22 protein-coding genes are annotated in these 25,752 nt (G+C 61.2%); 13 read left to right on the forward strand and 9 right to left on the reverse strand.

Going from position 1 to position 25,752, the window contains the following annotated elements; genetic code table 11:
• Nucleotides 1–3 precede the first annotated feature (3 nt).
• A complete protein-coding gene (locus tag AC1RME_RS06685) occupies nucleotides 4–705 on the reverse strand; it encodes a response regulator (protein ID WP_007960391.1) in 702 nt (233 codons plus the stop codon).
• A gap of 220 nt (nucleotides 706–925) precedes the next feature.
• Between AC1RME_RS06685 and AC1RME_RS06690 the strand changes: the two genes are divergently transcribed.
• The 8 genes from AC1RME_RS06690 to AC1RME_RS06725 all read left to right on the forward strand — a co-directional run bounded on the left by AC1RME_RS06690 (nucleotide 926) and on the right by AC1RME_RS06725 (nucleotide 11,244).
• Nucleotides 926–2,083 (forward strand): efflux RND transporter periplasmic adaptor subunit, encoded by a 1,158-nt coding sequence (locus AC1RME_RS06690; RefSeq protein ID WP_096821498.1) that lies wholly within the window; start codon nucleotides 926–928, stop codon nucleotides 2,081–2,083.
• Between the two features lie 15 nt (nucleotides 2,084–2,098).
• Complete coding sequence (locus AC1RME_RS06695; RefSeq protein ID WP_096821499.1) at nucleotides 2,099–5,197, forward strand: multidrug efflux RND transporter permease subunit; 3,099 nt, start codon at nucleotides 2,099–2,101, stop codon at nucleotides 5,195–5,197.
• Nucleotides 5,198–5,276: 79 nt separating this feature from the next.
• Nucleotides 5,277–5,918 (forward strand): DUF1345 domain-containing protein, encoded by a 642-nt coding sequence (locus tag AC1RME_RS06700; RefSeq protein WP_096821500.1) that lies wholly within the window; start codon nucleotides 5,277–5,279, stop codon nucleotides 5,916–5,918.
• A 158-nt stretch (nucleotides 5,919–6,076) separates the two neighbouring features.
• A complete protein-coding gene (locus tag AC1RME_RS06705) occupies nucleotides 6,077–7,102 on the forward strand; it encodes a LacI family DNA-binding transcriptional regulator (RefSeq protein ID WP_096821501.1) in 1,026 nt (341 codons plus the stop codon).
• Nucleotides 7,103–7,165: 63 nt separating this feature from the next.
• Nucleotides 7,166–7,948: a sugar phosphate isomerase/epimerase family protein gene (locus AC1RME_RS06710; protein ID WP_096821502.1), complete on the forward strand. Its 783-nt coding sequence runs from the start codon at nucleotides 7,166–7,168 to the stop codon at nucleotides 7,946–7,948.
• Entirely contained in the window at nucleotides 7,941–8,891 is a 951-nt protein-coding gene (locus tag AC1RME_RS06715; RefSeq protein ID WP_096821503.1) for a sugar kinase, read from the forward strand. Before AC1RME_RS06710 ends, AC1RME_RS06715 begins: the two co-directional genes overlap by 8 nt.
• A gap of 64 nt (nucleotides 8,892–8,955) precedes the next feature.
• Nucleotides 8,956–10,254, forward strand: coding sequence for an MFS transporter (locus AC1RME_RS06720; protein WP_096821504.1), 1,299 nt, complete (start codon nucleotides 8,956–8,958; stop codon nucleotides 10,252–10,254).
• A 21-nt stretch (nucleotides 10,255–10,275) separates the two neighbouring features.
• On the forward strand, nucleotides 10,276–11,244 hold the full coding sequence (locus tag AC1RME_RS06725) for a 2-hydroxyacid dehydrogenase (protein ID WP_096821610.1): 969 nt from the start codon (nucleotides 10,276–10,278) through the stop codon (nucleotides 11,242–11,244).
• Between the two features lie 6 nt (nucleotides 11,245–11,250).
• Here AC1RME_RS06725 and AC1RME_RS06730 read toward each other — a convergent pair whose 3' ends face one another.
• From AC1RME_RS06730 to AC1RME_RS06745, 4 genes are all read right to left on the reverse strand, one after another.
• Nucleotides 11,251–12,438 (reverse strand): pyridoxal phosphate-dependent aminotransferase, encoded by a 1,188-nt coding sequence (locus AC1RME_RS06730; protein WP_096821505.1) that lies wholly within the window; start codon nucleotides 12,436–12,438, stop codon nucleotides 11,251–11,253.
• Nucleotides 12,439–12,479: 41 nt separating this feature from the next.
• A complete protein-coding gene (locus AC1RME_RS06735; RefSeq protein WP_096821506.1) occupies nucleotides 12,480–14,105 on the reverse strand; it encodes a methyl-accepting chemotaxis protein in 1,626 nt (541 codons plus the stop codon).
• Between the two features lie 224 nt (nucleotides 14,106–14,329).
• Entirely contained in the window at nucleotides 14,330–15,469 is a 1,140-nt protein-coding gene (locus AC1RME_RS06740) for a glycerate kinase (protein ID WP_096821507.1), read from the reverse strand.
• Nucleotides 15,470–15,560: 91 nt separating this feature from the next.
• The gene (locus AC1RME_RS06745; protein WP_493090813.1) at nucleotides 15,561–16,685 is read right to left on the reverse strand and encodes a sugar diacid recognition domain-containing protein; all 1,125 of its coding nucleotides are present in this window, start codon (nucleotides 16,683–16,685) and stop codon (nucleotides 15,561–15,563) included.
• A 171-nt stretch (nucleotides 16,686–16,856) separates the two neighbouring features.
• Between AC1RME_RS06745 and AC1RME_RS06750 the strand changes: the two genes are divergently transcribed.
• On the forward strand, nucleotides 16,857–18,167 hold the full coding sequence (locus tag AC1RME_RS06750) for an MFS transporter (protein WP_096821509.1): 1,311 nt from the start codon (nucleotides 16,857–16,859) through the stop codon (nucleotides 18,165–18,167).
• Nucleotides 18,168–18,230: 63 nt separating this feature from the next.
• Here the strand turns inward: AC1RME_RS06750 and AC1RME_RS06755 are convergent, their stop codons facing one another.
• Complete coding sequence (locus tag AC1RME_RS06755; protein WP_096821510.1) at nucleotides 18,231–18,602, reverse strand: DUF6124 family protein; 372 nt, start codon at nucleotides 18,600–18,602, stop codon at nucleotides 18,231–18,233.
• Between the two features lie 351 nt (nucleotides 18,603–18,953).
• Complete coding sequence (locus tag AC1RME_RS06760) at nucleotides 18,954–19,319, reverse strand: VOC family protein (protein WP_096821511.1); 366 nt, start codon at nucleotides 19,317–19,319, stop codon at nucleotides 18,954–18,956.
• Between the two features lie 97 nt (nucleotides 19,320–19,416).
• On the opposite strand from AC1RME_RS06760, the gene AC1RME_RS06765 reads away from it, so the two are divergent.
• The 3 genes from AC1RME_RS06765 (at nucleotide 19,417) to rarD (ending at nucleotide 22,420) form a co-directional block, all read left to right on the forward strand.
• Entirely contained in the window at nucleotides 19,417–20,316 is a 900-nt protein-coding gene (locus AC1RME_RS06765) for a LysR family transcriptional regulator (RefSeq protein ID WP_096821512.1), read from the forward strand.
• A gap of 69 nt (nucleotides 20,317–20,385) precedes the next feature.
• Complete coding sequence (locus AC1RME_RS06770) at nucleotides 20,386–21,399, forward strand: aldo/keto reductase (protein WP_096821513.1); 1,014 nt, start codon at nucleotides 20,386–20,388, stop codon at nucleotides 21,397–21,399.
• 139 nt (nucleotides 21,400–21,538) lie between these two features.
• Nucleotides 21,539–22,420 carry an EamA family transporter RarD gene (gene rarD / locus AC1RME_RS06775; protein WP_096821514.1) on the forward strand — a complete coding sequence of 294 codons (882 nt, stop codon included), beginning with the start codon at nucleotides 21,539–21,541 and terminating at the stop codon, nucleotides 22,418–22,420.
• A gap of 60 nt (nucleotides 22,421–22,480) precedes the next feature.
• On the opposite strand, the gene hppD is transcribed toward rarD, so the two are convergent.
• Both hppD and AC1RME_RS06785 read right to left on the reverse strand, forming a co-directional pair.
• A complete protein-coding gene (hppD, locus tag AC1RME_RS06780) occupies nucleotides 22,481–23,557 on the reverse strand; it encodes a 4-hydroxyphenylpyruvate dioxygenase (protein ID WP_096821515.1) in 1,077 nt (358 codons plus the stop codon).
• Nucleotides 23,558–23,803: 246 nt separating this feature from the next.
• The gene (locus AC1RME_RS06785) at nucleotides 23,804–24,751 is read right to left on the reverse strand and encodes a DMT family transporter (protein ID WP_096821516.1); all 948 of its coding nucleotides are present in this window, start codon (nucleotides 24,749–24,751) and stop codon (nucleotides 23,804–23,806) included.
• 77 nt (nucleotides 24,752–24,828) lie between these two features.
• Between AC1RME_RS06785 and AC1RME_RS06790 the strand changes: the two genes are divergently transcribed.
• Nucleotides 24,829–25,701 carry a LysR family transcriptional regulator gene (locus AC1RME_RS06790; protein ID WP_096821518.1) on the forward strand — a complete coding sequence of 291 codons (873 nt, stop codon included), beginning with the start codon at nucleotides 24,829–24,831 and terminating at the stop codon, nucleotides 25,699–25,701.
• Nucleotides 25,702–25,752: the final 51 nt, after the last annotated feature.

Consider the following 25,752-nt stretch of genomic DNA (forward strand, 5'->3'; position numbering starts at 1 on the left):
GACTCAGCATTCCCACTCGGAACGGCTGAACAGATAACCCTTGCCCCACACGGTCTTGATCTTGCGCGCTTCGCCCGCGTGGTCGTCGAACTTGCGCCGCAGTTTGGAAATCGCCACATCCACCGAGCGGTCGGTGCCGTTGAACTCTATGCCGCGCAGGCGTTGCAGGATCTGGTCGCGGCTCAGCACTTCACCGGCGTGACGGGCCAGCACCACCAGCAGGTTGTATTCGCCGCTGGACAGCTCGACCGGTTGTTCGCGCCAGGTCACAGTGCGCTCCGACAGGTCGATGCACAGGTTGCCCATCAGGATGCGGTCGTTGGCGGTCATCGGTTCGCCAAGGCTGCTGCGGCGCAGCAAGGTGCGTACCCGCGCCAGCAAAACCCTTGGCTCACAGGGCTTGGTGACGTAATCGTCGGCACCCATTTCCAGGCCCAGTACCTGATCGTGGCTGTCGTCGCGGGCCGTGAGCATCAGGATCGGCAGCGTTGCCGAGTCGGCGCGCAGCAATCGACAGACCTGCAAACCGTCGAGGCCCGGCAGCATCAGATCGAGAATCACCAGGTCCGGCGGATTGAGCCGCGCCCGTTCGCGCACATGGTCGCCACGACCGATCACGCTGACGGAGTAACCGTTGCGTTCCAGGTAGCTGGAAATCAGTTCGGCGAGGGCGGTGTCGTCTTCGACCAGGAGGATGTTGGGCATTGATGATCCAGAAAGTGCTGTGGCGACTGGCAGGGGCTCTTCGCGGGCTTGCCCGCGAAGGCTGCATATCTGTCGCAATAAATTTCAAGGCGTAAAGGATATACGCCCTCACTCGTCCCTGAGCAAAACCCTTACACAATTTCACACAGCACCTACAAAGCTTCACCGCTACCTTCGGTGCCTGGCCGTAGGATGCGCACATCAATATTGGGGGTTGTACATGTCGAAGAATCTGCTGGCCGGGCTCGGCCTGATCGCATTGGCGCTGACGCTGAGTGCCTGTGGTAAATCCTCAAGCACTGAGGAACAGGCGCCACCGGCCACCGTGCGGGTCGAAACTCTTGAGGCACGCCCCCTGTCGATCAGCAGCGAACTGAGCGGGCGCATTGCCGCGCCGCGCATTGCCGAAGTCCGCGCCCGGGTGGCCGGTGTCGTGCTGCAACGCACCTACCGCGAAGGCAGCGACGTGAAAAAGGGCGACGTGCTGTTCCGCATCGATCCGGCGCCATTCAAGGCTGACCTGGACAGCGCCGAAGCTGCCCTGCGCAAAGCCGAAGCCAATGCGTTCCAGGCAAAACTGCAGGAACAGCGCTACGCCCAGTTGATCGATGACAAGGCCATCAGCGCTCAGGACTACGACAACGCCCGCGCCAACGCCCGGCAGACCGCCGCCGACGTCGCCGCCAACAAGGCTGCCGTGGAACGAGCGAAGCTGAACCTCGGTTACGCCACCGTCACCGCGCCGATCTCCGGACGCGTCGGCCGTGCGCTGGTGACCGAAGGCGCACTGGTCGGCCAGAACGAAACCACGCCCATGGCGCTGATCCAGCAACTGAATCCGATCCACGCCGACCTCACCCAGTCGACCCGTGAATTGAATGAGCTGCGCCGTGCCTTCCGTTCCGGCCAGTTGCAACAGGTCGGCCAGGATCAGGTCAAGGCCACGCTGATCCAGGACGACGGCAGCCTCTATCCGCTGCCGGGCAAGTTGCTGTTCAGCGACATCACGGTCGATCCGGGCACCGGTCAGATTATTTTGCGCAGCGAGTTTCCCAACCCGGATCTCGATCTGTTGCCCGGCAGCTACGTTCGCGTGCGTCTTGAACAAGGCGTGATTCAGCACGGCCTCACCGTTCCCCAGCGCGCAGTACAACGTGACAGCGCCGGTGTAGCGCAGGTCCTGACCGTCGACGACCAGATGCGCGTGGCCCAGCAGCCAGTGCAGCTCGGCGCGGTGCAGAACGACCGCTGGATCGTCACCGGTGGCCTCAAGCCCGGCGACCGCATTGTCATCGAAGGCCTGCAGCACGCCCGTCCGGGCGAAGTGGTGCAGATCGACGACACCCCTCTTCCACTTGCCCAGACCTCTGGTCAGTAAGCAGGACGCTCTTCTATGCCGCAGTTCTTTATCGACCGCCCGGTGTTCGCCTGGGTCGTCGCGTTGTTCATCCTGTTGGCCGGCGTGCTGGCCATCCCGCAATTGCCGGTGGCGCAGTACCCCGACGTCGCGCCGCCGCAGATCGAAATCTATGCCGTGTACCCGGGCGCCTCGGCGCAGACCGTCGACGAGAGCGTGGTCAGCCTGATCGAAGAAGAGCTCAACGGCGCCGATCACCTGCTGTATTTCGAATCGCAAAGCAGCCTCGGCAGCGCTACGATCAAAGCCACGTTCCAGCCGGGCACCAACCCGGAACTGGCGCAGGTTGATGTGCAGAACCGCCTCAAGGTGGTCGAGTCGCGTCTGCCGCAAGCGGTCAACCAGCAAGGCTTGCAGGTGGAGAAAGTCTCCGCCGGTTTCCTGCTGCTGATCACCCTGACTTCCAGCGACGGCAAACTCGACGACGTAGCGCTCAGCGATTACCTGGCGCGCAACGTGATGAACGAGATCAAGCGCATCGACGGCGTCGGTAAAGCCCAGTTGTATGGCGCCGAACGGGCGATGCGGATCTGGGTTGATCCGCAGAAGCTGATCGGTTTCAACCTGACGCCGGCCGACGTCAACGCCGCCATCGTCGCGCAGAACGCTCAAGTATCGGCGGGCAGCATTGGCGATCTGCCAAACCCGAGCACCCAGGAAATCACCGCGACAATTCTGGTCAAGGGTCAATTGTCGACGCCGGAAGAATTTGCCGACATCGTGCTCAAGGCCAATCCGGACGGCTCCACCGTGCGCATCAAGGATGTGGCGCGGGTCGAGATCGGCAGCCAGGAATACCAGTTCGGCACCCGTCTGAACGGCAAGCCGTCCACCGCCGTCGGTGTGCAACTGGCGCCGGGCGCCAACGCCCTCAGCACCGCCACTTTGATCCGGGCGAAGATGGATGAACTGTCGCGCTACTTCCCGGCGGGCGTGGAATACAAGATCCCCTACGACACTTCGCCGTTCGTGAAGGTCTCGATCACCAAAGTGGTCTACACCCTCGGCGAGGCGATGCTGCTGGTGTTTGCGGTGATGTTCCTTTTCCTGCAGAACATCCGCTACACCCTGATCCCGACACTGGTGGTGCCGGTGGCGCTGATGGGCACCTTCGCGACGATGCTGGCGCTGGGTTTCTCGATCAACGTGCTGACCATGTTCGGCATGGTGTTGGCCATCGGCATTCTGGTGGACGACGCCATCGTGGTGGTGGAGAACGTCGAACGGATCATGGCCACTGAAGGTCTGTCACCGAAAGAAGCGACGCGCAAGGCAATGACCCAGATCACCGGGGCGATCATCGGCATCACGCTGGTGCTGGTGGCGGTGTTCATTCCGATGGCGTTCATGCAAGGTTCGGTGGGCGTCATTTACCGACAGTTCTCGCTGTCGATGGCCACTTCGATCCTGTTCTCGGCCTTCCTTGCCCTGACCTTGACCCCGGCACTGTGCGCAACGCTGCTCAAGCCGATCGCCAAGGGCGAACATCACGAGAAAACCGGGTTCTTCGGCTGGTTCAACCGCCGCTTCGAGCAACTGACCGATCGCTATCAGGGCTGGGTCGGTTACGCGCTGAAACGCACCGGTCGTTATCTGCTGATCTACGTTGTGTTGCTGGTGGGTCTGGGCCTGTGCTTCGCGCGCCTGCCCTCCTCGTTCCTGCCGGTCGAGGATCAGGGTTACACCATCACCGACATTCAACTGCCACCCGGTGCGAGCAAGAACCGCACGGTGCAGGTGGTCGAGCAGATCGAAGCGCACAACGCCGGCGAACCGGGTGTCGGCGACAGCACCGTGATCCTCGGCTTCAGTTTCTCCGGCAGCGGGCAGAACGCTGCGCTGGCGTTCACCACGCTCAAGGACTGGTCGCAGCGTGGTCACGACGACTCGGCCAGCTCGATTGCCGACCGCGCCAACATTGCCCTCAGCCAGATCAAGGACGCCGTGGCCTTCGCCGTGCTGCCGCCGCCCGTGGATGGTCTCGGTACGTCCAGCGGCTTCGAGTTTCGCTTGCAGGATCGCGGCGGCCTCGGCCATGCAACCTTGATGGAGGCGCGCACCCAGCTGCTGGCCGCCGCCGAGAAAAGCCCGATCCTGATGAACGTGCGTGAAAGCGCGCTGGCCGAAGCACCGCAAGTGCAGCTGGAAGTGGACCGCAAGCAGGCCAATGCCCTGGGAGTTTCGTTCGCTGACGTCGGCAACGTGCTGTCCACCGCCATCGGCTCCTCGTACGTCAACGACTTCCCCAATCAGGGGCGGATGCAACGCGTTGTCGTGCAGGCTGAAGGCGATCGCCGCAGTCAGGTCGATGACCTGCTGAGAATGCACGTGCGCAACGACGCCGGAAAAATGGTGCCGCTGTCGGCCTTCGTGAGAGCCACATGGACTCAAGGCCCGGCGCAGCTGACCCGCTACAACGGCTACCCGGCGATCTCGATTTCCGGCGAGCCGAAACCCGGCCACAGCACCGGCGAAGCCATGGCGGAAATCGAACGTCTGGTGGCCCAGGGGCCGAAAGGCCTGGGTCAGGAATGGACCGGCCTGTCGTTGCAGGAACGTTTGTCCGGCAGTCAGGCGCCGATTCTGCTCGGGTTGTCGCTGCTGATCGTGTTCCTGTGCCTGGCGGCGTTGTATGAGAGCTGGTCGATTCCGACTTCCGTGCTGCTCGTTGTGCCGCTCGGTGTACTCGGCGCGGTGCTGGCAGTGACCCTGCGCGGGATGCCCAACGATGTTTTCTTCAAGGTCGGCCTGATCACCATCATCGGCCTGTCGGCGAAGAACGCGATTCTGATCATCGAGTTTGCCAAGAGTCTGTATGACGAAGGTCACGATCTGATTGATGCCACGCTGCAAGCGGCACGTCTGCGGCTACGGCCGATTGTCATGACCTCGCTGGCGTTCATTCTGGGTGTGGTGCCGCTGGCGATTGCCACGGGCGCGAGTTCGGCAAGTCAGCAGGCGATTGGTACCGGGGTGATTGGCGGGATGATTACGGCCACTTTGGCGGTGATTTTTGTGCCGGTGTTTTTCGTTGTCGTGATCAAGCTTGTGCGCAGGTTTGCCAAGCCTGATTGATCGAGCGCTCCCGGCGCGGTGGCCACAGGTCGCCGCGCTGGGCTAAGGTGTCTGAACCACCCTGGCCCATCGAGTCCCCATGCGCTTCCTCGCCCGAACCCACCCTCGCCTCTCCGCCGCCGCCCTGTTCGGCCTTGCCGTCGGCCTGCTGGTACCCGCCGATTCCGTCATCAGTAAAATCCTCATCGGCTGGAATGCCGGGGTCTGGACTTATCTGGCGCTGATGCTCTGGCTTACTGCCCGATCCAAGGCGCCGGACGTCAAGCAGATCGCCGTCATCGAAGACGAAAACGCCGGGCTGGTGCTGTTCGTGGTGTGTATCGCGGCGCTGGCCAGCCTGGCGGCCATCACGATTGAACTGGCCGGCAGCAAGGACCTGGAAACCACCCGCAAACTGCTGCACTACGGCTTTACCGCACTGACGGTCATCGGCTCATGGCTGCTGATCGGGGTGATTTTCTGCGTCCACTACGCCCGGCTGTTTTACACCTGGGACGGCAAGGAACCGGCGCTGCGCTTTTCCGAAGGCCTGACGACGCCCAATTACTGGGACTTCCTGTACTTTTCGTTCACCATCGGCGTGGCGGTACAGACCGCTGATGTCGGGGTGGCGACGCGCGAGATACGCAAGATCGTGCTGGCACAGTCGCTGATCGGGTTTGTGTTCAACACCGCCATCCTCGGGTTTTCGATCAACATCGCAGCCGGGTTGTTCGGCTGACGTCCCCAATTCCCGACTGAGCGCCATTTGTCGGTGTCTTACGATTTTCTCCCGATCATTTACTTGACGATCGAATCGCTTCTGGTGTTTCCTGAAACCGGTTTCAGATCCTGATACAGCGATCTGACCTGACAAATCCAATAATAAGGTTTCAGACCGTGAACGATTTCTCCGCCGCCCAGCGCAGCCGCGTGACCATGCTCGACGTCGCCGAACACGCTGGCGTGTCCAAGGCTAGCGTCTCGCGTTTCATCGGCGATGACCGCGCCCTGCTCTCCGATGCCATCGCCCAGCGCATCGAGCAGGCGATTACCGAACTCGGCTATCGTCCCAATCAGATGGCCCGAGGCTTGAAGCGCGGCCGCACCCGCCTGATCGGCATGCTGGTGGCCGATATCCGCAACCCTTATTCGATTGCCGTGATGCACGGCGTGGAAACCGCTTGCCGGCGGCACGGCTACAGCCTGGTGGTGTGCAACACCGACCGCGATGACGAGCAGGAACGCCAGCACCTGGCGCTGCTGCGCTCGTACAACATCGAAGGGCTGATCGTGAACACTCTCGGTCATCACCGGGATGAACTGGATGAGTTGAAGCGGGAAATGCCGCTGGTGCTGGTGGATCGCAAGGTCGACGGGCTGGACAGCGACATGGTCGGGCTGAACAACCCGCAAGCCATCGAAATTGCACTTGAACACCTTCAGCAGCGCGGCTACCGCGATGTATTGCTGGTGACGGAACCCTATGACGGCACCAGTTCGCGGATCGAGCGGGTCAGCAGTTTTCAGCAACAGATTGGCCAGCGCCAACGCATGAACGGCGCAGTACTGGAAACCGGTTCGAGCCTTGCGAACGATGTTCAAACTTTTTTGAACACACCTGATTCGGGCCCGAAAGCCCTGTTCTGCGCCAATGGCGTGGCGGCGCTGGCTTGCACTCTGGCCTTGCGCGAGATTGGCTGCCGGCTGTTCGAGGATATCGGGCTGATCGCGCTGGATGATCTGGATTGGTATCCGCTGGTAGGCAGCGGGATCACCGCCCTCGCCCAGCCAACCGCCGAGATTGGGGCGCAGGCATTTGAATGCTTGCTCAAGCGTTTACGTGGGAATGATGAGGCGGCGCGAACCCTGGATTTTGCGCCGGTGCTGGTCGAGCGTGGTTCGACGCGCAGTAAGGCGGAATAAGGCCCTTCGGGGCCACCCATTTTTTTTGAACAAAAATGAAACCGGTTTCAGAGGTAGATAACAATGAATAAACCTGACGTTTCCATCAGTCTTTCCAGCTACGGCGCTGACCTCGTCCGACGCCATGGCCAGGCTTCGTTCATCGAAGTGCTGGCCGCTGCGGGCGCCAATCGCATCGAATGGCGCGAAGAGCTGCTGACCAACGAAGTCCCCGAACAGCTCGCCGCCGCAACACAAGCCGAAGGCCTGCAAAGCATCTACTCCTCGCCCACCGAACTGTGGCTGGCCGGCCAGTCGCGCCCCAATCCCGAACTCATCACCGCGCTGCAAAACGCCGAAGCGTTCGGTTCGAAGTGGCTGAAAGTGTCGCTGGGCTTCTTCACCGACAACAACGATCTGCAGACGCTGGCGCAAATCCTTGCGCAAAGTCCGGTGCAACTGCTGGTGGAGAACGATCAGACCTTGCATGGCGGTCGCATCGAACCGTTCCAGCGCTTCTTCGCCGCCGTCGAGCAACACAACCTGCCGATCAAAATGACCTTCGATATCGGCAACTGGCAGTGGCAAGACCAGTCCGCCAGCAGCGCCGCACGGTTGTTGGGCCGTCACGTCGGCTATGTGCATTGCAAAGCCGTGGCCCGCCGTGCCGACGGCAAACTGGTAGCGGTGCCTCCGGCCGCCACTGACCTGCATCTGTGGGAACAACTGCTGCGGCACATGGCCCAAGGCGTTATGCGCGCCGCCGAATACCCGTTGCAGGGCGATGACCTGGTGCAACTCACTACCGAACACGTCGCCGCCCTCGCCCGCCTCGGCCAGTCCCGCCTGGAGCCTGCTCATGTCTGAGATCGATATTCTGTCGTTCGGCGAAACCATGGCCATGTTTGTCGCCGAACAGAGCGGCGATCTGGCATTCGTCGACCGGTTTCACAAACGGATTGCCGGGGCCGACAGCAATGTGGCTATCGGCTTGTCTCGACTGGGTTTCAACGTTGCGTGGCTGAGCCGGGTCGGCGCCGATTCGCTGGGTCGCTTCGTGGTCGAAACCCTGCACGGAGAGGGTCTGGATTGCAGCCACGTTGAAGTCGATCCAGCACACCCGACCGGTTTCCAGCTCAAATCCCGCAACGATGACGGCAGCGATCCGACGGTCGAGTATTTCCGTCGAGGCTCGGCGGCCAGTCACCTGTCGCCGAAGTCGATCAACCCAACGCTGCTCGGCGCCCGGCATCTGCACGCCACCGGCATTCCACCGGCGCTGTCCGCATCGGCACGGGAAATGTCCCATGAACTGATGACCCGCATGCGCAACGCCGGGCGCAGCGTGTCGTTCGACCCGAACCTGCGCCCGAGCCTGTGGGCCAGCGAACGGGAGATGATCACCGAGATCAACCGCCTCGCCGCCCTCGCCCACTGGGTGTTGCCAGGGTTGAGCGAAGGTCGCTTGCTGACCGGGTTTGAGGACCCGGCGGACATTGCGGCGTTTTATCTCGATCAGGGTGCCGAAGCCGTGGCGATCAAGCTCGGGCCGCAGGGTGCGTATTACCGCACGCATCTGGATCAGGGGTTTGTCGCCGGTGTGCCGGTTGAAACCGTGGTCGATACGGTCGGCGCCGGGGATGGATTTGCGGTGGGGATGATCAGTGCCCTGCTGGAGCACCTGAGTTTTCCCGAAGCCGTCAGACGCGCCAACTGGATTGGCAGCCGGGCGGTGCAGAGCCGTGGCGACATGGAGGGTTTGCCGACGCGATCCGAACTCACCGCTGATCGTTCCCACGCTGCGGCGTGAGCACAGGCAACAACCAATCTATTGAACCTGCTGCGACAAAAACAACAAGCTCAGGAGCAAGACCATGAAAACCGCAACCCTCGCCACCCGCCGCTGGTGGTACATCATGCCGATCGTGTTCATCACCTACAGCCTGGCGTACCTCGACCGTGCCAATTACGGTTTCGCCGCCGCGTCCGGAATGGCTGCCGACCTGATGATCACTCCGGGCCTGTCCTCGCTGCTCGGCGCGCTGTTCTTCCTCGGTTACTTTTTCTTCCAGGTGCCAGGCGCGATCTACGCGCAAAAGCACAGCGTGAAGAAACTGATCTTCGTCAGCCTGATCCTCTGGGGCGGGCTCGCCACGCTGACCGGTGTGGTCTCCAACGCCTATTGGCTGATCGTCATCCGCTTCATGCTCGGCGTGGTCGAAGCGGCGGTGATGCCGGCGATGCTGGTCTACCTCTGCCACTGGTTCACCCGTGCCGAACGCTCACGGGCCAACACCTTCCTGATCCTCGGCAACCCGGTAACCATGCTGTGGATGTCGGTGGTTTCGGGGTATCTGGTGCAGCATTTCAGCTGGCGCTGGATGTTCATCATCGAAGGGTTGCCGGCGGTGCTTTGGGCATTCATCTGGTGGAAGCTCGCCGATGATCGTCCGGCTCAGGCCAAGTGGCTGAGCGACCGGGAAAAGCACGATCTGGAAAGCGCCCTCGCCGCCGAACAGGTCGGCATCAAAGCCGTGAAGAACTACGCCGAAGCCTTCCGTTCGCCGAAGGTGATCATCCTGGCGCTGCAATTTTTCTGCTGGAGCATTGGCGTTTACGGCTTCGTGCTGTGGCTGCCGTCGATCCTCAAGGCCGGTGCGCAGATGGACATGATCGAGGCCGGCTGGCTGTCGGCATTGCCGTATCTGGCGGCAGTGATCGGCATGCTGCTGGTGTCGTGGGGCTCGGACAAGCTGCAAAAGCGTAAACGTTTCGTCTGGCCGCCGCTGCTGATTGCCTCGGTGGCGTTCTATGGTTCCTACGCTTTGGGCGCGGAGCATTTCTGGTGGTCGTACACGCTGCTGGTGATCGCCGGCGCCTGTATGTACGCGCCTTACGGGCCGTTCTTTGCCATCGTCCCGGAGATCCTGCCAGCCAACGTTGCCGGTGGTGCCATGGCGCTGATCAACAGCATGGGCGCTCTCGGCTCGTTTGGCGGCTCGTATCTGGTCGGCTACCTGAACAGCTCCACCGGTTCGCCCGGCGCTTCGTATCTGTTGATGAGCGGCGCGTTGATGCTCTCGGTGGTGCTGACGATTTTTCTCAAGCCCGGCGCCAGCGACCGGGTGACGGCCAAGCGTGTCGCAACGCGCCCGCTGCCGGCCCATTCCTGAATTGACAGAGAGATGACTGCGATGAAAAAGCAGGTTGTGTTGTACAAGAAACTGTCGCCTTCTCTGATGGCGCGTCTGCAAGAGCAGGTCGATGTGACGCTGATCGACAGCCTCGACGCCACTGGCCTGATGAAACTGCGCGACGCCCTGCCCGCCGCCCACGGTCTGCTTGGCGCCAGCCTGAAACTGGACGCGGCGCTGCTCGATCTGGCGCCGCAACTCGAAGCGATTTCCAGCGTTTCGGTGGGCGTCGACAACTACGACATCGACTACCTGAGCCGGCGCCGGATCCTGCTGACCAACACCCCGGACGTCCTCACCGAAACCACCGCCGACACCGGTTTCGCGTTGATCCTGGCCACCGCCCGGCGGGTGGTGGAACTGGCGAACATGGTGCGCGGCGGTCACTGGCACCGCAGCATCGGCCCGGCGCATTTCGGTACCGATGTGCACGGCAAGACCTTGGGCATCATCGGCATGGGGCGGATCGGTGAGGCGTTGGCGCAGCGCGGGCATTTCGGATTTGGCATGCCGGTGATCTATCACAGTCAGTCGCGCAAACCGGCGGTTGAAGCGCGGTTCGATGCGCAGTACCGCAGCCTGGAGGATCTGTTGCAGCAGGCGGACTTCATCTGCCTGACGTTGCCGCTGACTGCACAGACAGAAGGCTTGATCGGCGCCGAACAGTTCGCGTTGATGCGCCCGGAAAGCATCTTCATCAACATATCCCGGGGCAAGGTGGTGGACGAAGCCGCGATGATCGAAGCGTTGCGACATAACCGGATTCGCGCGGCGGGGCTGGATGTGTTTGAACGCGAGCCGCTGAATCATGACTCGCCGTTGTTGCAGTTGAACAACGTGGTGGCGACACCGCACATGGGCTCGGCGACCCATGAGACGCGCGAAGCGATGGCGCGGTGTGCGGTGGAGAATCTGTTGGCAGCGTTGGCGGGTGAAAGGCCCGCCAACCTGGTGAATCCCCCGCGCTGATCGAGGTCAGGCGCTGCGCACTTGCAAAAGTTGCGCAGCGCACAGCGCGATCCTTGAACACGCATCCGCAAGCTTCACCCGATCCACCACCAGCCCGATGCGAATATGCCCCGCCGCACTCGGCCCGAACGCCTCACCGGCCAGCACAGAAACCCCATACCCCTCCAGTAATTGCTCGGCAAAGTCCTGCGCGCCGATCCCGGTCTGGCGCACATCGACCATCACGAACATCCCGCCATCCGGTTTGATCGGGTACAACCCCGGACAGCCGCGCAACCGTTCGCACACCAGATCCCGGCGCAAACGGTATTCCTCGCGCATCTGCGTCACTTCCGGCAGATCCCTCTCCAGCGCCACTTGCGCCGCTTTCTGCACAAAGTCCGGCAGACCGAACAGCATGCTCAGCGACAGATTCACCAGATGTTCGGCCAAGGGTTTGGGGCCGATCATCCAGCCTATGCGCCACCCGGTCATGGCGTGGGATTTGGACAGGCTGTTGATGGTCGCGGTGCGCTCGGCCATGCCCGGCAGGCTCGCCGGGCTGACATGCTCGCCTTCGTATAACAATTCGCTGTAGACCTCATCGCTGATCAGCCACAAATCATGGCGGATGCACAGTGCCGCCAGCTCCTGCCAGATCAACAGCGACAGACTGGCGCCGGAGGGATTGTTGGGACTGTTGAGCAATATGGCCCGAGTCTTCGAGGTGATTCGCGCCGCAACATCCACCGGATCGACGCGAAAGCCGTTTTCCGGCCGTACCGGCACCGGCACGACTGTTGCGCCACAGGCACCAAACACGCCTTCGTAGGTGACATACATGGGTTCGGCGACGATGACTTCATCGCCCGGATCGAGCAGACACTGCGCCACCGAATACACCGCGCATTGCGCGCCGGGCAGCACGATCACATGCTCGGCATCGACATCCTGGCCGCTGCGTCGCCGATGGCGCTCGGCAATCCGCTTGCGCAGCTCCAGCCGGCCACGCACTTCGGAATAATGGGTATCGCCTGCCAACAGGCTGTCGATGGCGCCGTGGATGATCGGTAGCGGCGTATCGAAATCCGGATCACCCACAGACAGCAGCAAGACATCAATGCCCCCGGCGCGCAGCTCCAGCGCTCGGTCGTGAATCCGCCAGGCCGCTGCTCCCTCCCCGGCGATTCGTTGGGTCAAGGCTGAATAGCGCATGTACGTCTCCTGATTGCGCGGTCTCCAGCCTTCACCCTAGGTCAAATCACAAACCGCGCCACCATCGCATTCAAATCCACCGCCAGGCGCGACAGTTCATGGGTCGCGGCGCTGGTCTGGTTGGCGCCGGCGGCCGATTGCGTGGCCAGGTCGCGGATGTTGACCAGGTTGCGGTCGACTTCACGGGACACCTGCGCCTGCTCTTCCGAGGCACTGGCGATCACCAGGTTGCGTTCGTTGATCTGGTTGATCGACTGGGTGATCTGCTCCAGTGCGACGCCAGCGGCGCGGGCCATTTCAAGAGTGGACTGGGTGCGCTGGTTGCTTTGCTGCATCGACTCGACCGCTTCGCCGGTGCCGTTCTGGATGCCGGCGACCATTTTTTCGATTTCCTGGGTCGATTGCGCGGTGCGATGAGCCAGTGCGCGAACTTCGTCCGCTACCACGGCGAAACCGCGTCCGGCTTCACCGGCACGGGCTGCTTCGATGGCGGCGTTGAGCGCCAGCAGGTTGGTCTGTTCGGCGATGGCGCGGATCACGTCCAGCACCTTGCCGATGTCGCGGCCCTGAGCCGCCAGGCCTTCGATCATTTGCGCGGTGTTCTGCACGTCGTGGGTCATGGTCTGGATCGCGTCGACGGTTTTCACCACCTGATCGCGACCTTCGCGGGCGGCGTGGGTCGACTGGTTCGACGCTTCGGAGGTCGACACCGCGTTGCGTGCGACCTCTTCCACCGCTGCGGTCATTTCGTTGACGGCGGTGGCGGCCTGTTCGATTTCGTCGTTCTGCTGTTGCAGGCCACGGGACGCTTCTTCGGTCACGGCGCTGAGTTCTTCGGCAGCGGCGCCCAGTTGCGTGGCGGAACCGGCAATCTGTTCGATGGTTTTACGCAGGTTGGCCTGCATCGCAGCCAGGGCTTCGAGCAGACGCGCCGGTTCGTCCTTGCCGTCAATTTCGATGGCTTTGGTCAGGTTGCCGCCAGCAATGGTTTGCGCGGCAGCGACGGCACGGTTCAACGGGGTAACGATGCTGCGGGTCAGCAACCAGGCCAACAACACCGTGGCAAATGCTGCGAAGACCGCCACGATGACAATGCCGGTGATCGCGCTGTCGTAATGTTCACCGGCCTGAATGGACGCGTCCTTTGCACCCGCGGCATTGATCGCAATCAGTTTGTTGAGCTGCTCGCCCATCTGGTCGGTGCCGTCCTTGATCTTCGTGTTGATCAGGGTGCGCATGTCCTCGACCTTGTCCTGACGCGACAAGTCCATCATCTGGTTCTGGGCTTGCAGGTAGTTGTCCAGGGTCGTCGCGAAAGCCTGGTATTGCGCGCGCTCTTCACTCTCGGCCGGCAATGCGGCGTAGGCGGCCTGAGCGCTGCGTACCTTGTCCACCAGCACGCCGATGCGAGTCTGTGCTTCTTGCAGGCCGGCAGCGTCACGGTTGACCAGAATCCGGAACGACAGGATCCGCAGGCGCAAGACGTTTTCCGTCACCACGCCAAGGTAAGCGACGCTGGGCAACTGATTGGTCTGCATTTCGACAGAGGCCTGGCGGATGACCGACATGCGGTTGACGGCGAACACGCCGAGCACGATCACCAGCAGGGCAATAAAGGCAAAACCGAGGAAGGCACGGGGCGCGATATTCAGATTACGCAAGGACATAGGAAGGCTCTCGGAAAGTCGAAGCTAAGAGCATCCATGCCGTAATCACTGGCCCGCGAGGGCGGGCTTCAGTCCGGCGTCACTGTTTGTGGAGGTCTTGTGCGCGCCTGATCTTTATATCGGCCAGGCTTGAGGAATTTTGCAGGTAAAGAACAAATATTTTTCAAATTATTGCGAGTGTTTCGCTATTGAAACACCCGACGTTTTAGATGATGGGTGACAGGTCAGTCCGGAGTCGCCATGCGCCAGACGCGGGCAATGTCCGTAGCGCGCTCGCGCAGCAGACGCGGTGCTTCGGCGCAGGCTTGTTCCAGCGTCATCGGACCGCTGGTGACGGCGAATGCGGCGTCGATGCCGTGACCGTAGAGTTCTTGATAGCCCTCGCCGAGGGTGCCGGCAATGACGATCACGGGTACACCGTGTTGCTTGGCGATCCGTGCCACGCCAAACGGGGTTTTGCCGCGCAAGGTCTGCGCGTCGAAGCGCCCTTCCCCGGTGATCACCAGATCTGCGTCTTTCACTGCATCGGCCAGCCCGACCAATTCGGCGACCACTTCGACCCCGGCCTGGAACCGTGCGCCGAGAAACGCCTTGGCGGCAAAACCCAGCCCGCCTGCAGCACCGCTGCCAGGCTCATCACGAACGTCTTTATCCAACGCTTGCGCGCAGAGTTCGGCGAAGTGACCGAGGGCCTGATCCAGTTGCTGCACTTGCGCGGGTGATGCGCCTTTCTGCGGGCCGAAAATCGCCGAGGCGCCATGGGGGCCGCACAGCGGATTGTTGACGTCGGCGGCGATGTCGAACCGGACTTGCGCCAGACGCGGGTCGAGTTCGGCGAGATCCAGTCTGGCAAGTTGCGCCAGTGCGAGACCGCCCGGCACCAACGATTGCCCTTGAGCATCCAGCAGTTTCACGCCCAGCGCCTGCATCGCCCCGGCGCCGCCGTCGTTGGTGGCGCTGCCGCCGATGGCCAGAATGACTCGTTGTGCGCCGGCATCCAGCGCTGCGCGGATCAGTTCACCGGTACCGAACGTGCTGCTGATGCACGCATCGCGTTGCCCCGGCGGTACCAGTTGCAGACCACTGGCCTCGGCCATTTCGATGATCGCGGTGTGGTTGTGCGGCAACCAGCCCCACGCGGCTTCAACCGCCGCGCCCAACGGGCCACGCACACGGGTGCGACGCAGTTCGCCTTCGCACGCGGCGAGAATCGACTCCACCGTGCCTTCGCCACCGTCGGCCATCGGGCATTTGACCAGCGTCGCCTGCGGCCAGACCTGCGCCAGACCCAGCGCAATGGCTTCTGCAACGCCTTGGGCACTCAGGCTGTCCTTGAACGAATCGGGGGCGATGACGATTTTCATGCGAATTCTCCAGTTCCAATGCCCCTCATGCTGCCAGTCGCTTTGCGCGTTGACGCCTGTCCGCTGCACAAGTTGGACAGGCGTTTATTGTTCATTTCGACAAATCGTCAGTCTGCGGCAGCAATTGCACACCCAGATACAACGCCAGCATCCCGTCGAGCCTCAGCGGATCGACCCCGCTCAACTCGGCAATTCGTTCCATCCGATAGCGCAGGCTGTTGCGGTGAATCCCCAACGCATCGGCGCAGGCCTGGCTCTGCCCGTCGTGATCGCACCAACTGCGCAGGGTCGCGAGCAACTGGCCGTTGTTGTCCTTGGCGATGACCTTGCGCAACGGTTTGAGCAGTTCATCCAGCGCATCATCGTTGCGATGGCGCCAGAGCATGACCGGTAAGCGATAGCGATTGAGAGTCAGCAGTCGAGAACGTGGCAACACTTCGCGGCCATAGGCGAGCAAGTCGCCGACCCGTCGATAGCAACGGCGTAACCCGGCCAGCCCATCGGCCTGCCCACCGACAGCGATGCGCAGAATGTTCCAGCCCAGGCCATCGAGTTTTTCCAGCAGGCGATCATGCTCGACGTTCTGACTCGCTGGCCGGCACCACAGCAGTGACGACTTCGCGGAACTCATGCACCAGCTGTCCGGATAGCGCGTCATCAACCAGGCACTCAGCGCCTCAACGGTTTGCCCCGGCCCGTGCTCCAGACCCAACTCGAACAGATACGGCACTCGCGTCAGTTGCGGTTTGAGGCCGAGTTGCTGAGCTTCATCCACCAGCCTTGGCGAATCCCCCGCTTCGCTCAACAGCAAGGCGAGCAAGTCATCGCAACGTTGCCGCCGCCATTGCTGTTCGGATTGCTGGTTGCGCTGGCCAACCAACATTTCAGCCGTCATGCGCACCAGTTCGGCGTAAGTGCGCAGTTGCTCCGGCTCACCGGTGATCCCGAGCACACCGATCAAACGCTGATCAAGCAGCAACGGCAGATTGATCCCCGGCTGCACGCCCTTCAAATGCACCGCCGTCTGCGCGTCGATCTCTACCACCCGACCGTTGGCCAGCACCAGTTGCGCACCTTCGTGGCGGGTATTGATCCGCTCCGGCTCGCCGCTGCCGAGGATCAGCCCCTGGCTGTCCATGACGTTGACGTTGTACGGCAAAATGGCCATGGCCCGGTCGACGATGTCCTGGGCGAGGTCGTGATCGAGTTCGAACATAAGGGCTGGAATCCTTGAAAACAGGCGCGGACGGTTGTTCACCCGCACAGGGTCTGGCGGCAAACCCTGTGCTCAGGCACAAAGACAATCCGGCCAAAGGTGGCCGAGACTCTCAGGGCGATCAACGTTACCCTTTGCATCGCAAAAAATCATAATAAAGAGAGAGCCGCCATGTCGCAGAGCGCCGCTGCCGCCCAGACCATCGATGACGATAAAAATGCCGTCTACAAACGCATCACCCTGCGTTTGATCCCCTTCATCTTCATCTGCTACCTGTTCAACTACCTCGACCGGGTCAACGTTGGATTCGCCAAACTGCAGATGCTTGACGCGCTGAAATTCAGCGAAACCGTGTACGGCCTTGGTGCCGGTATCTTCTTCATTGGCTACGTGCTGTGCGGCGTACCGAGCAACCTGGCCCTGACCAAATTCGGCCCACGGCGCTGGATTGCCGTGATGATGATCACCTGGGGCACGCTGTCGACCTGCCTGCTGTTCGTCACCACGCCGACCGAGTTTTACACCTTGCGCCTGTTCACTGGCGCCGCCGAAGCCGGGTTCTTCCCGGGCGTGGTGCTCTATCTCTCGCAGTGGTTCCCGACCTTTCGCCGTGGCCGGATCATGGCGCTGTTCATGTCGGCGATCCCGGTGTCGGGACTGCTCGGCAGCCCGTTTTCTGGCTGGATCCTGAATCACTTCGCTGCGGGCCAAGGTGGCCTTGCCGGTTGGCAGTGGATGTTCCTGCTGCAAGGTATTCCGACCGTGATACTGGGCGCACTCGCCTACTTCCTGCTCAGCGATAACTTCGCCAACGCCAAATGGCTGACCCCGCATGAGCGTTCGGTGCTGGAAGCGGATCAGGCGGAAGACCTGGCGAACAAGCCGAAAACCACTTCCGATTCGCTGATTGCGGTGTTCAAGAACCCGGCCATCTGGGCGTTTGGCCTGATCTATTTCTGCATCCAGAGTGGCGTGTACGCGATCAACTTCTGGTTGCCGTCGATCATCAAGAACCTCGGCTTCAGCGACAACCTGGTGATTGGCTGGTTGAGTGCGATTCCGTATCTGCTGGCAGCGGTGTTCATGCTGGTGGTCGGTCGTTCGGCGGACCTGCGCAAAGAGCGTCGCTGGCACTTGGTGGTGCCGATGTTGATGGGTGCGATTGGCCTGTTGATCGCGGTGAACTTCGCGGCGAACCCGGCGATTGCGATTCTCGGTCTGACCATTGCGACCATGGGCGCGCTGACCGGTTTGCCGATGTTCTGGCCGGTGCCGACGGCGATGTTGAGCGCGGGTGCGGCGGCGGGTGGGTTGGCGTTGATCAACTCGATGGGGCAGATGGCCGGGTTCTTGAGCCCTTACCTCGTGGGTTGGGTCAAGGACAGCACCGGGTCGACGGATGCGGCGCTTTATCTGCTGGCGGGTGTGATTGTTGGCGGGAGTCTGCTGGCGTTGCGGATGACGCGGACGTTGCGGGCCTGATTATTGGCAGGCACACAAAAACGGCCCACTTCGGGCCGTTTTTTGTTGGTGCTCTACGATCGGTCAGGGCCGGGCTTCAGCTGCCGTGTCCAGATTATCCAGCACCCGATTGACCGCCAGTTCCGCCAGCATGATCAGTTGCCCGATGCCCAGCATCACATGCCGCTGCGGCGCATCGATCATCCCGGCGAAATCGCTGGCCATGGTTTTGGCCGAGGTCAGGGTTTCGCAGGCGTCGGCCAGCAGTTCTTCGCTGTCGATGCCGGGGGCGATGAGGTAGCGGGTGTTGGGCTTGAGCAGCGGTTTTCTGGGGAGCAGCGGATTGAGGTAGTGATCGAGCGCGCGTTCGGCGGCTTCGTGGAATTTCTTTGAATCGAGGGTTTCGTAGGGGGACGTTGAATCGGCTTCGGGTGGATTGGGTGTTGGTTTGATCATGGTGAAACTCCTAAGGCGCTTATTGGAGCCACCACACTCGCTACCAAACGATGGTGGTGGCCAGACGCAGGTTGGTAGACCGGGCCTTAGGAGAAACGGCGCGCCCGAAGGCGCCCTGCGAATGGCCACCATAAAACAGAGACGAAAGACTCTGCAAAATGGAGCACTCTGCATTTAAAGACCCGGGCTACCAAACCCGATCGCTGTTCTTTTCAGCGACGGGACAACGATAAAACCCGGCCCCCAAGCGCACAAGCCGGCGGATTCTGGCTTAGTCGTAGGCAACGGCGCAAGGTTGTGTAGCCTGCGGTGCGTGTCTGGACGTGTCCTTTAAACGCCACGATTAAACGCTCACAAGATCCCCGTTTTCGCATCCAGTTCCAGCACCAACCCGCCCGGCATCTGCACAAAAATCTGCCAGATCCCGTCCTCCGGCACCTGCGCCACCTGATACGGCAACCCACTGCCCTGCACCCGCTTCAAAACCACCGCCGCGTCTTCATCCGTACGAAACGCAATATGACTCAAAGCAGTCTCGCCCGGCGCAGGCTGCTCAATCACATGCACCAACGCCTCCCCATCCTGATACAACCAGCGCCCGGGAAACGGAAACGGTGGCCGACGCCCCGGCGTCAATCCCAATAACCCGCCGAAAGCGTCCTGCAGCGTCTGCCCGTCAGCGGTGTTGAAGGCCAGATGATCGAATGTCCACGTCATGTCTGTCTCCTGCGGTTATTCAGGATTCCAGTATCTGCGCTTGCCAATCCCGGAAAAATCCCGCAAAACGCCAAGGATCTTTAAAGGATTTTTACCAATGAGCTCGATTCTGGATCTTGAGATCTTCGTCCGCACCGCCGACTCCGGCAGCATTTCCGCCGCCGCCCGGGCGCTTGAGCTGACGCCGGCCGCCGCCAGCATCGCGTTGAAACGCCTGGAAACCCGCCTCGGCATCCGCCTCTTCGCCCGCTCGACCCGCAGCATGCGCCTGACCGAAGAAGGCCGGCGCTATCTGGAAAGCGTGCGCTTGGCACTGGCCACACTGGCCGAGGGCGAACAGGCGCTGAAGCTGCAAACCGAGGGTCTGAGCGGCGTGCTGCAACTGGCGGCGCCGTCGGACTTCGGGCGCAATGTGTTGCTGCCGTGGCTGGACGATTTCAAGCGCGAGCATCCGCACATTCAGCTGCAATTGCTGCTCAACGACCGGCATGCGGACCTGTTTCGCGAAACAGTAGATGTGGCGCTGCGCTTTGGCGTGCCGAGCGATTCGACGCTGGTGGCGTTGCCGATTCTGCCTGAGCATCGCCGCGTGGCCTGCGCCAGTCCTGCTTATCTGGAGCGCCATGGCACACCGCTAAATCCTGCCGATTTGAGCGAGCACAGTGCCCTGCTCTACCTGCGCAACGGCCGTCCTTACAACACTTGGCGGTTCCATCGCGAGGACGAAACGGTCGAGGTCGAAGTACGCGGCGACTACCTCAGCGACGACGGCGAAGTCGCCCGCCGATGGGCACTGGCCGGGCACGGGATCGCCTACAAGGCCTGGCTCGATGTAGCCGAGGACGTGCGCGCCGGGCGGCTGGTGACGCTGTTCGATGACTGGCACGGCGAGAGTGTGCCGTTCAATCTGCTGTGCCCGCACCGGGTGCAGGTGTCGGAACGGGTCAAGGTGTTGCAGGCGTTTTTGCGCGAGCGTTGCGAGGCGTTGCGCCGATAAATTCACTTTGCCGCGCCCGGCGCTTCTGGTATTTGATGGAAGCTTTCCCACCGACAAAAGGATTTCGGCATGAGCTATCGCACACTGGGTCACTCGGGGTTGCAGGTGTCCACCCTCACCCTCGGCACGATGATGTTCGGCGAACAGACCAGCGCGGAAGACTCGCTGCGCATCATCGACAAGGCCTGGGATCAGGGCATCAACTTCATCGACACCGCCGACGTCTACACCAACGGCCGCTCGGAAGAGATCGTCGGCGAAGCCATCGCCCGTCATCGGCATGAATGGGTGCTGGCGACCAAGGTCGGTTTCGGCCCGGTGGATGGCGTGCCGAACCGCAGCGGTCTGAGCCGCAAGCACATCTTCAATGGTCTGGAGGCCAGCCTGACCCGGCTCGGCACCGACTACCTCGACATCTATTACCTGCACCGCGAAGACCACAACACCCCGCTGGAAGTGACGATTTCGGCGATTGGCGACCTGATTCGCCAGGGCAAGATCCGTTATTGGGGCCTGTCGAACTATCGCGGCTGGCGGATTGCCGAGGTGATTCGCGTGGCGGACAAACTGGGCGTTGATCGCCCGGTCATCAGCCAACCGCTGTACAACATCGTCAACCGTCAGGCCGAAACCGAACAGATCACCGCCGCCCAGACTTATGGCGTCGGCGTCGTGCCTTACAGCCCGCTGGCCCGTGGCGTGCTCAGCGGCAAGTACGCACCGGACGTGACCCCGGACGCCAACAGCCGCGCTGGCCGCCAGGACAAACGGATTCTGGAAACCGAATGGCGCGTGGAGTCGTTGCGCATTGCCCAGCAGATTCAGCAATACACAAAAGAGCGTGGGGTCGGGATTGTCGAGTTTGCGATTGCCTGGGTGCTGAACAACGGCGCAGTGACCTCGGCGATTGTCGGGCCGCGTACTGAAGAACAGTGGGATGCGTACACCAAGGCGCAGGCGGTGAGGATCACGGCTGAGGATGAGGCGTTTATCGATTCGCTGGTGACGCCGGGGCATGCGTCTACGCCGGGGTTTAATGATGTGAGCCATTTTGTGCCGGGGCGTAAACCGCATCAGGCTTAAGCACCTATGCTTCGACACAGGTCCCTGCTCTCACGGGACCTGTGTCGAATGTTGGAAATATTGATCACTCGGCCAATATTCAGCACAAAAACCACGTATCCTGCGCGCCCCGTTTGACCATCACCCCCGCGAGGACAGTTTGTCTAAAGGCATTGCTCTATCGGTGACAGCATCGACGCTGTTTGCCGTCATGTATTACTACACCTCGTTGCTCACTCCGTTGAGCGGCGTGGAAATCTTCGGTTGGCGGATGCTGCTGACCGTGCCCTGCATGACCGTGTTCATGTTGTTGTCCGGCGAATGGCGGCGGGTGCTGGAACTGCTGCGCCGGATCCCAGCGCTACCGAAGTTGATCGGTGGCCTGATCGTTTCGGCAGCGTTGCTGGGCGTGCAGTTGTGGTTGTTCATGTGGGCGCCGCTCAATGGCTACAGCCTCGATGTATCGCTGGGCTACTTCCTGCTGCCGCTGGCCATGGTGCTGACCGGGCGCATCGCTTATGGCGAAAGCCTGTCGTATCTGCAAAAAGTCGCGGTGTTTTTTGCCAGCCTCGGCGTGTTGAACGAGTTGTATCAGGTCGGCGGGTTTTCCTGGGCGACGCTGGTCGTAGTCGTCGGCTACCCGTTGTATTTCGTGCTGCGCAAATACCTCAAGACCGACAACCTCGGCGGCTTGTGGGTCGACATGACGCTGATGCTGCCGGTGGCGTACTGGTTTGTGCGCGGCGGTGAACAGGGTTTTGGCGTGTTCGATCAGTATCCGGCGCTGGCGTGGCTGATTCCGCTGCTCGGTCTGATCAGTGCGTCGGCGCTGGTGGTGTACATCATCGCCAGCCGCTTGCTGCCGTTCAGCCTGTTCGGTTTGTTGAGTTACGTGGAGCCAGTGCTGCTGCTCGGTGTGGCGCTGCTGCTCGGCGAAAGCATCAAACCCGGTGAATGGCTGACCTACATCCCGATCTGGCTGGCGGTGGTGGTGCTGGTGTTTGAAGGGTTCAAGCATCTGATGCGCCAGCGGCGCCCGTAAGACGCGCAATAAAAAGCCCGGCCTGCAACATTGCAGGCCGGGCTTTTTTACATCTGCAGATTACTCGGTGGCGAGTACGCCACGACGCACCTGGTCACGCTCGATCGATTCGAACAGTGCCTTGAAGTTGCCTTCGCCGAAGCCATCGTCGCCTTTGCGCTGGATGAATTCGAAGAACACCGGGCCCATCAGGGTTTCCGAGAAGATTTGCAGCAGCAGACGCTTGTCTTCCTTATCCGACGCACCATCCAGCAGGATGCCGCGCGATTGCAGCTGATCGACCGGCTCGCCGTGGTTCGGCAGGCGGCCTTCGAGCATTTCGTAGTAGGTGTCCGGCGGCGCGGTCATGAAGCGCATGCCGATCTTCTTCAACTGATCCCAGGTCTTGACCAGGTCGTCGGTGAGGAACGCCACGTGCTGGATGCCTTCGCCGTTGAACTGCATCAGGAACTCTTCGATCTGCCCGGCGCCCTTCGACGATTCTTCGTTGAGCGGGATGCGGATCATGCCGTCCGGCGCGGTCATCGCTTTCGAGGTCAGGCCGGTGTATTCGCCCTTGATGTCGAAGTAACGGATCTCGCGGAAGTTGAACAGTTTCTCGTAGAAGTTTGCCCAGTAGGCCATGCGACCGCGATACACGTTGTGGGTCAGGTGATCGATGATCTTCAGGCCGGCACCGACCGGGTTGCGGTCAACACCTTCGATGAACACGAAGTCGATGTCATAGATCGAGCTGCCCTCGCCGAAACGGTCGATCAGGTACAGCGGCGCACCGCCAATGCCTTTGATCGCCGGCAGGTTCAACTCCATCGGACCGGTTTCGATGTGGATCGGCTGAGCGCCGAGTTCCAGAGCGCGTTTGTAGGCTTTTTGCGAATCCTTGACCCGGAACGCCATGCCACACACGGACGGGCCGTGTTCAGCCGCGAAGTACGAAGCAACGCTGTGGGGTTCGTTGTTGAGGATCAGGTTGATCGCGCCCTGGCGATACAGGTGCACGTTTTTGGAACGGTGGGTCGCGACCTTGGTGAAGCCCATGATCTCGAAGATCGGCTCCAGGGTGCCAGGTGTCGGCGATGCGAACTCGATGAACTCGAAGCCCATCAGGCCCATTGGGTTTTCGTATAAATCTGCCATGGTTGGCGCCTCATCATTCTTATCAATTAACCAGAGTTATTTGTCAGTAATGCTGAGACCGGTGGGTGGCGCACAGGAGATGCCACGCACACTGCGGGCGAGGAAGTCACCGTAGATCAGTTGAAACCCGAATATCTTCATTGTCGACCCAAGGCTCTTGCGGGCGAGGCTTCTGCTGCCAGAAGACGATTATTATTGTATGCGTAACCCGATTCTACACAGCGTAAATAGGGTTGTCTGCCCTCTCTATAAAATCCGCTTTTTTCGGCCCGGTGCAAGGGGTTTGTTGCACAGCCAGATGCCCGACAGAATCAGCACGCCGCCTAGGCACATGGGCAGCGTCAGTTGCTCGCCCAGCAGGATTGCACCGGCCAGCACGGCGGTCAGCGGGTTGAGCGCAATGAACACGCCGGAGCGGGTCGCGCCGATTTTGCGGATGCCATCGTAATAGCCAATGTAGGCCAGCGCCGAGCCCAGCACCCCGAGATAGATCAGGCTCAGCCATTGCGACATCCCCAGACTGGCCACCGCCGCCCCGCTCACTTCGCCGCGAACGGCAGCCAGTGCCCAGAGCATCAGCGTGCCGAGCAAAATCGAAAAGGTCACCGTCTGCAATGGGCCGATGCTCTGGTTGAGGCGGCGGGAGAACAGCGAATAAACACCCCAACTCAACACGCAGCCGAGAATCAGCAGATCGCCGATCCAGGCGTCTGGCGTTGCGGCCAGCAATTGCGGATTGCGGCTGACGATCACTACACCCGCACCAGCGATGCAAACCAGGATGCCGATGACTTTCAATCGACTCAGGCGTTCCTTGAACAGCAACCATGACGCCAGGCCAATCACCGCCGGATTCAACGCAACGATCAAAGAGGCCCGCGATGCATTGATGTATTGCAAGCCGTAAAAGAAGCACAGGTTGTAGAAGAAAATCCCGAAGAACCCCAGCGATGCCAGTTGCAGCCATTGCCCCGCCGTCGGCCGTGCGAAGGGAATCCGCGCCAGCCACAAAAATCCAAGCAGCGCGACGCTGGCCAGCAAGAACCGAAGACTGGCAGCGAAGATCGGACTCAGACTGCCGGCCAGAAACCGCCCGGCCACCCAAGTCCCGCCCCAGATCATGCTGACCATGGCGAGGTTCAGATAGACGGGCATGTCCGAGGCGACCGGACGAATGGATTCATGACTGTTCATAACACTCCCGACGATGAAACTGACGAATGACGTATCATTCGACTGATTCAACATCATCGTAAAATGAGTCTTTACTCATGACCCTGACCCAACTCGAGATCTTTTCGCTGGTGGCCGAGCTACGCGGCTTCACCCTCGCTGCTCATCGCCTGGGGATTTCACAGTCGGCGGTGTCCCACGCCTTGAAGTCGCTGGAGCAGGAACTGGGCGTCGAATTGCTGCGCCGCCATCAATCGCACGTGGAGCTCAGCGACATTGGCGAACAATTGCTGTTGCGCGCAAGGGCCATGCTCGGGCTGGCCAATACATTGCGCCAGGAAGCCGCCGATGCGCGGGGCATGAAACGCGGCACGTTGCGTATCGGCTCGTTCGGCCCGACGTCTTCGATCAGGTTGCTGCCGAACATTCTTCGGCATTACCGCGAGGCGCATCCGGGCATCGAGGTGCACATCGACGAAGGGCCGGATCGGCAAGTGGTCCAGTGGCTTGAGGAGCGGCGGATCGATATCGGCTTCGTGGTCCTGCCTGAAGATCGATTCGACACGTTTGCCCTGGTGGAAGATCAGATGGTCGCCCTGCTCCCTCTCGATCATCCGCTGGCGACTCGTGACACGTTGACCCTGAAGGAGCTGTGCAACGACCCGTTCGTGCTGACCGAGGCGGGTTCCTCGGAGTTGGTATCGCGGATGTTCAACGCAGCAAAGTTGAGCCCGAATATCCGCTACCGCTGCTCGCAGTTGCTGAGTACCCTCGACACCGTGGGCCGGGGCGATGCCATTACCGTCGTGGCCGAAGGTTCTCTGCCGGTTGAGGCGGATCCGCGCTACGTGAAGCGACCGCTGTCACCCATCGTGCAACGACAAGTCGGTCTGGCCGTGCTTGATCAACGTCAGGCTTCACCCGCCGCCCTGGCCTTTATCCAGCTGGCGACACGGCTGGATTACCGATGAGCGGCACAAGCGCCATCGGCCATCTATCATGGGCACAGAGCAAATGCTTTC

This window comes from Pseudomonas sp. GW822-FHT03F08, from assembly GCF_058801265.1.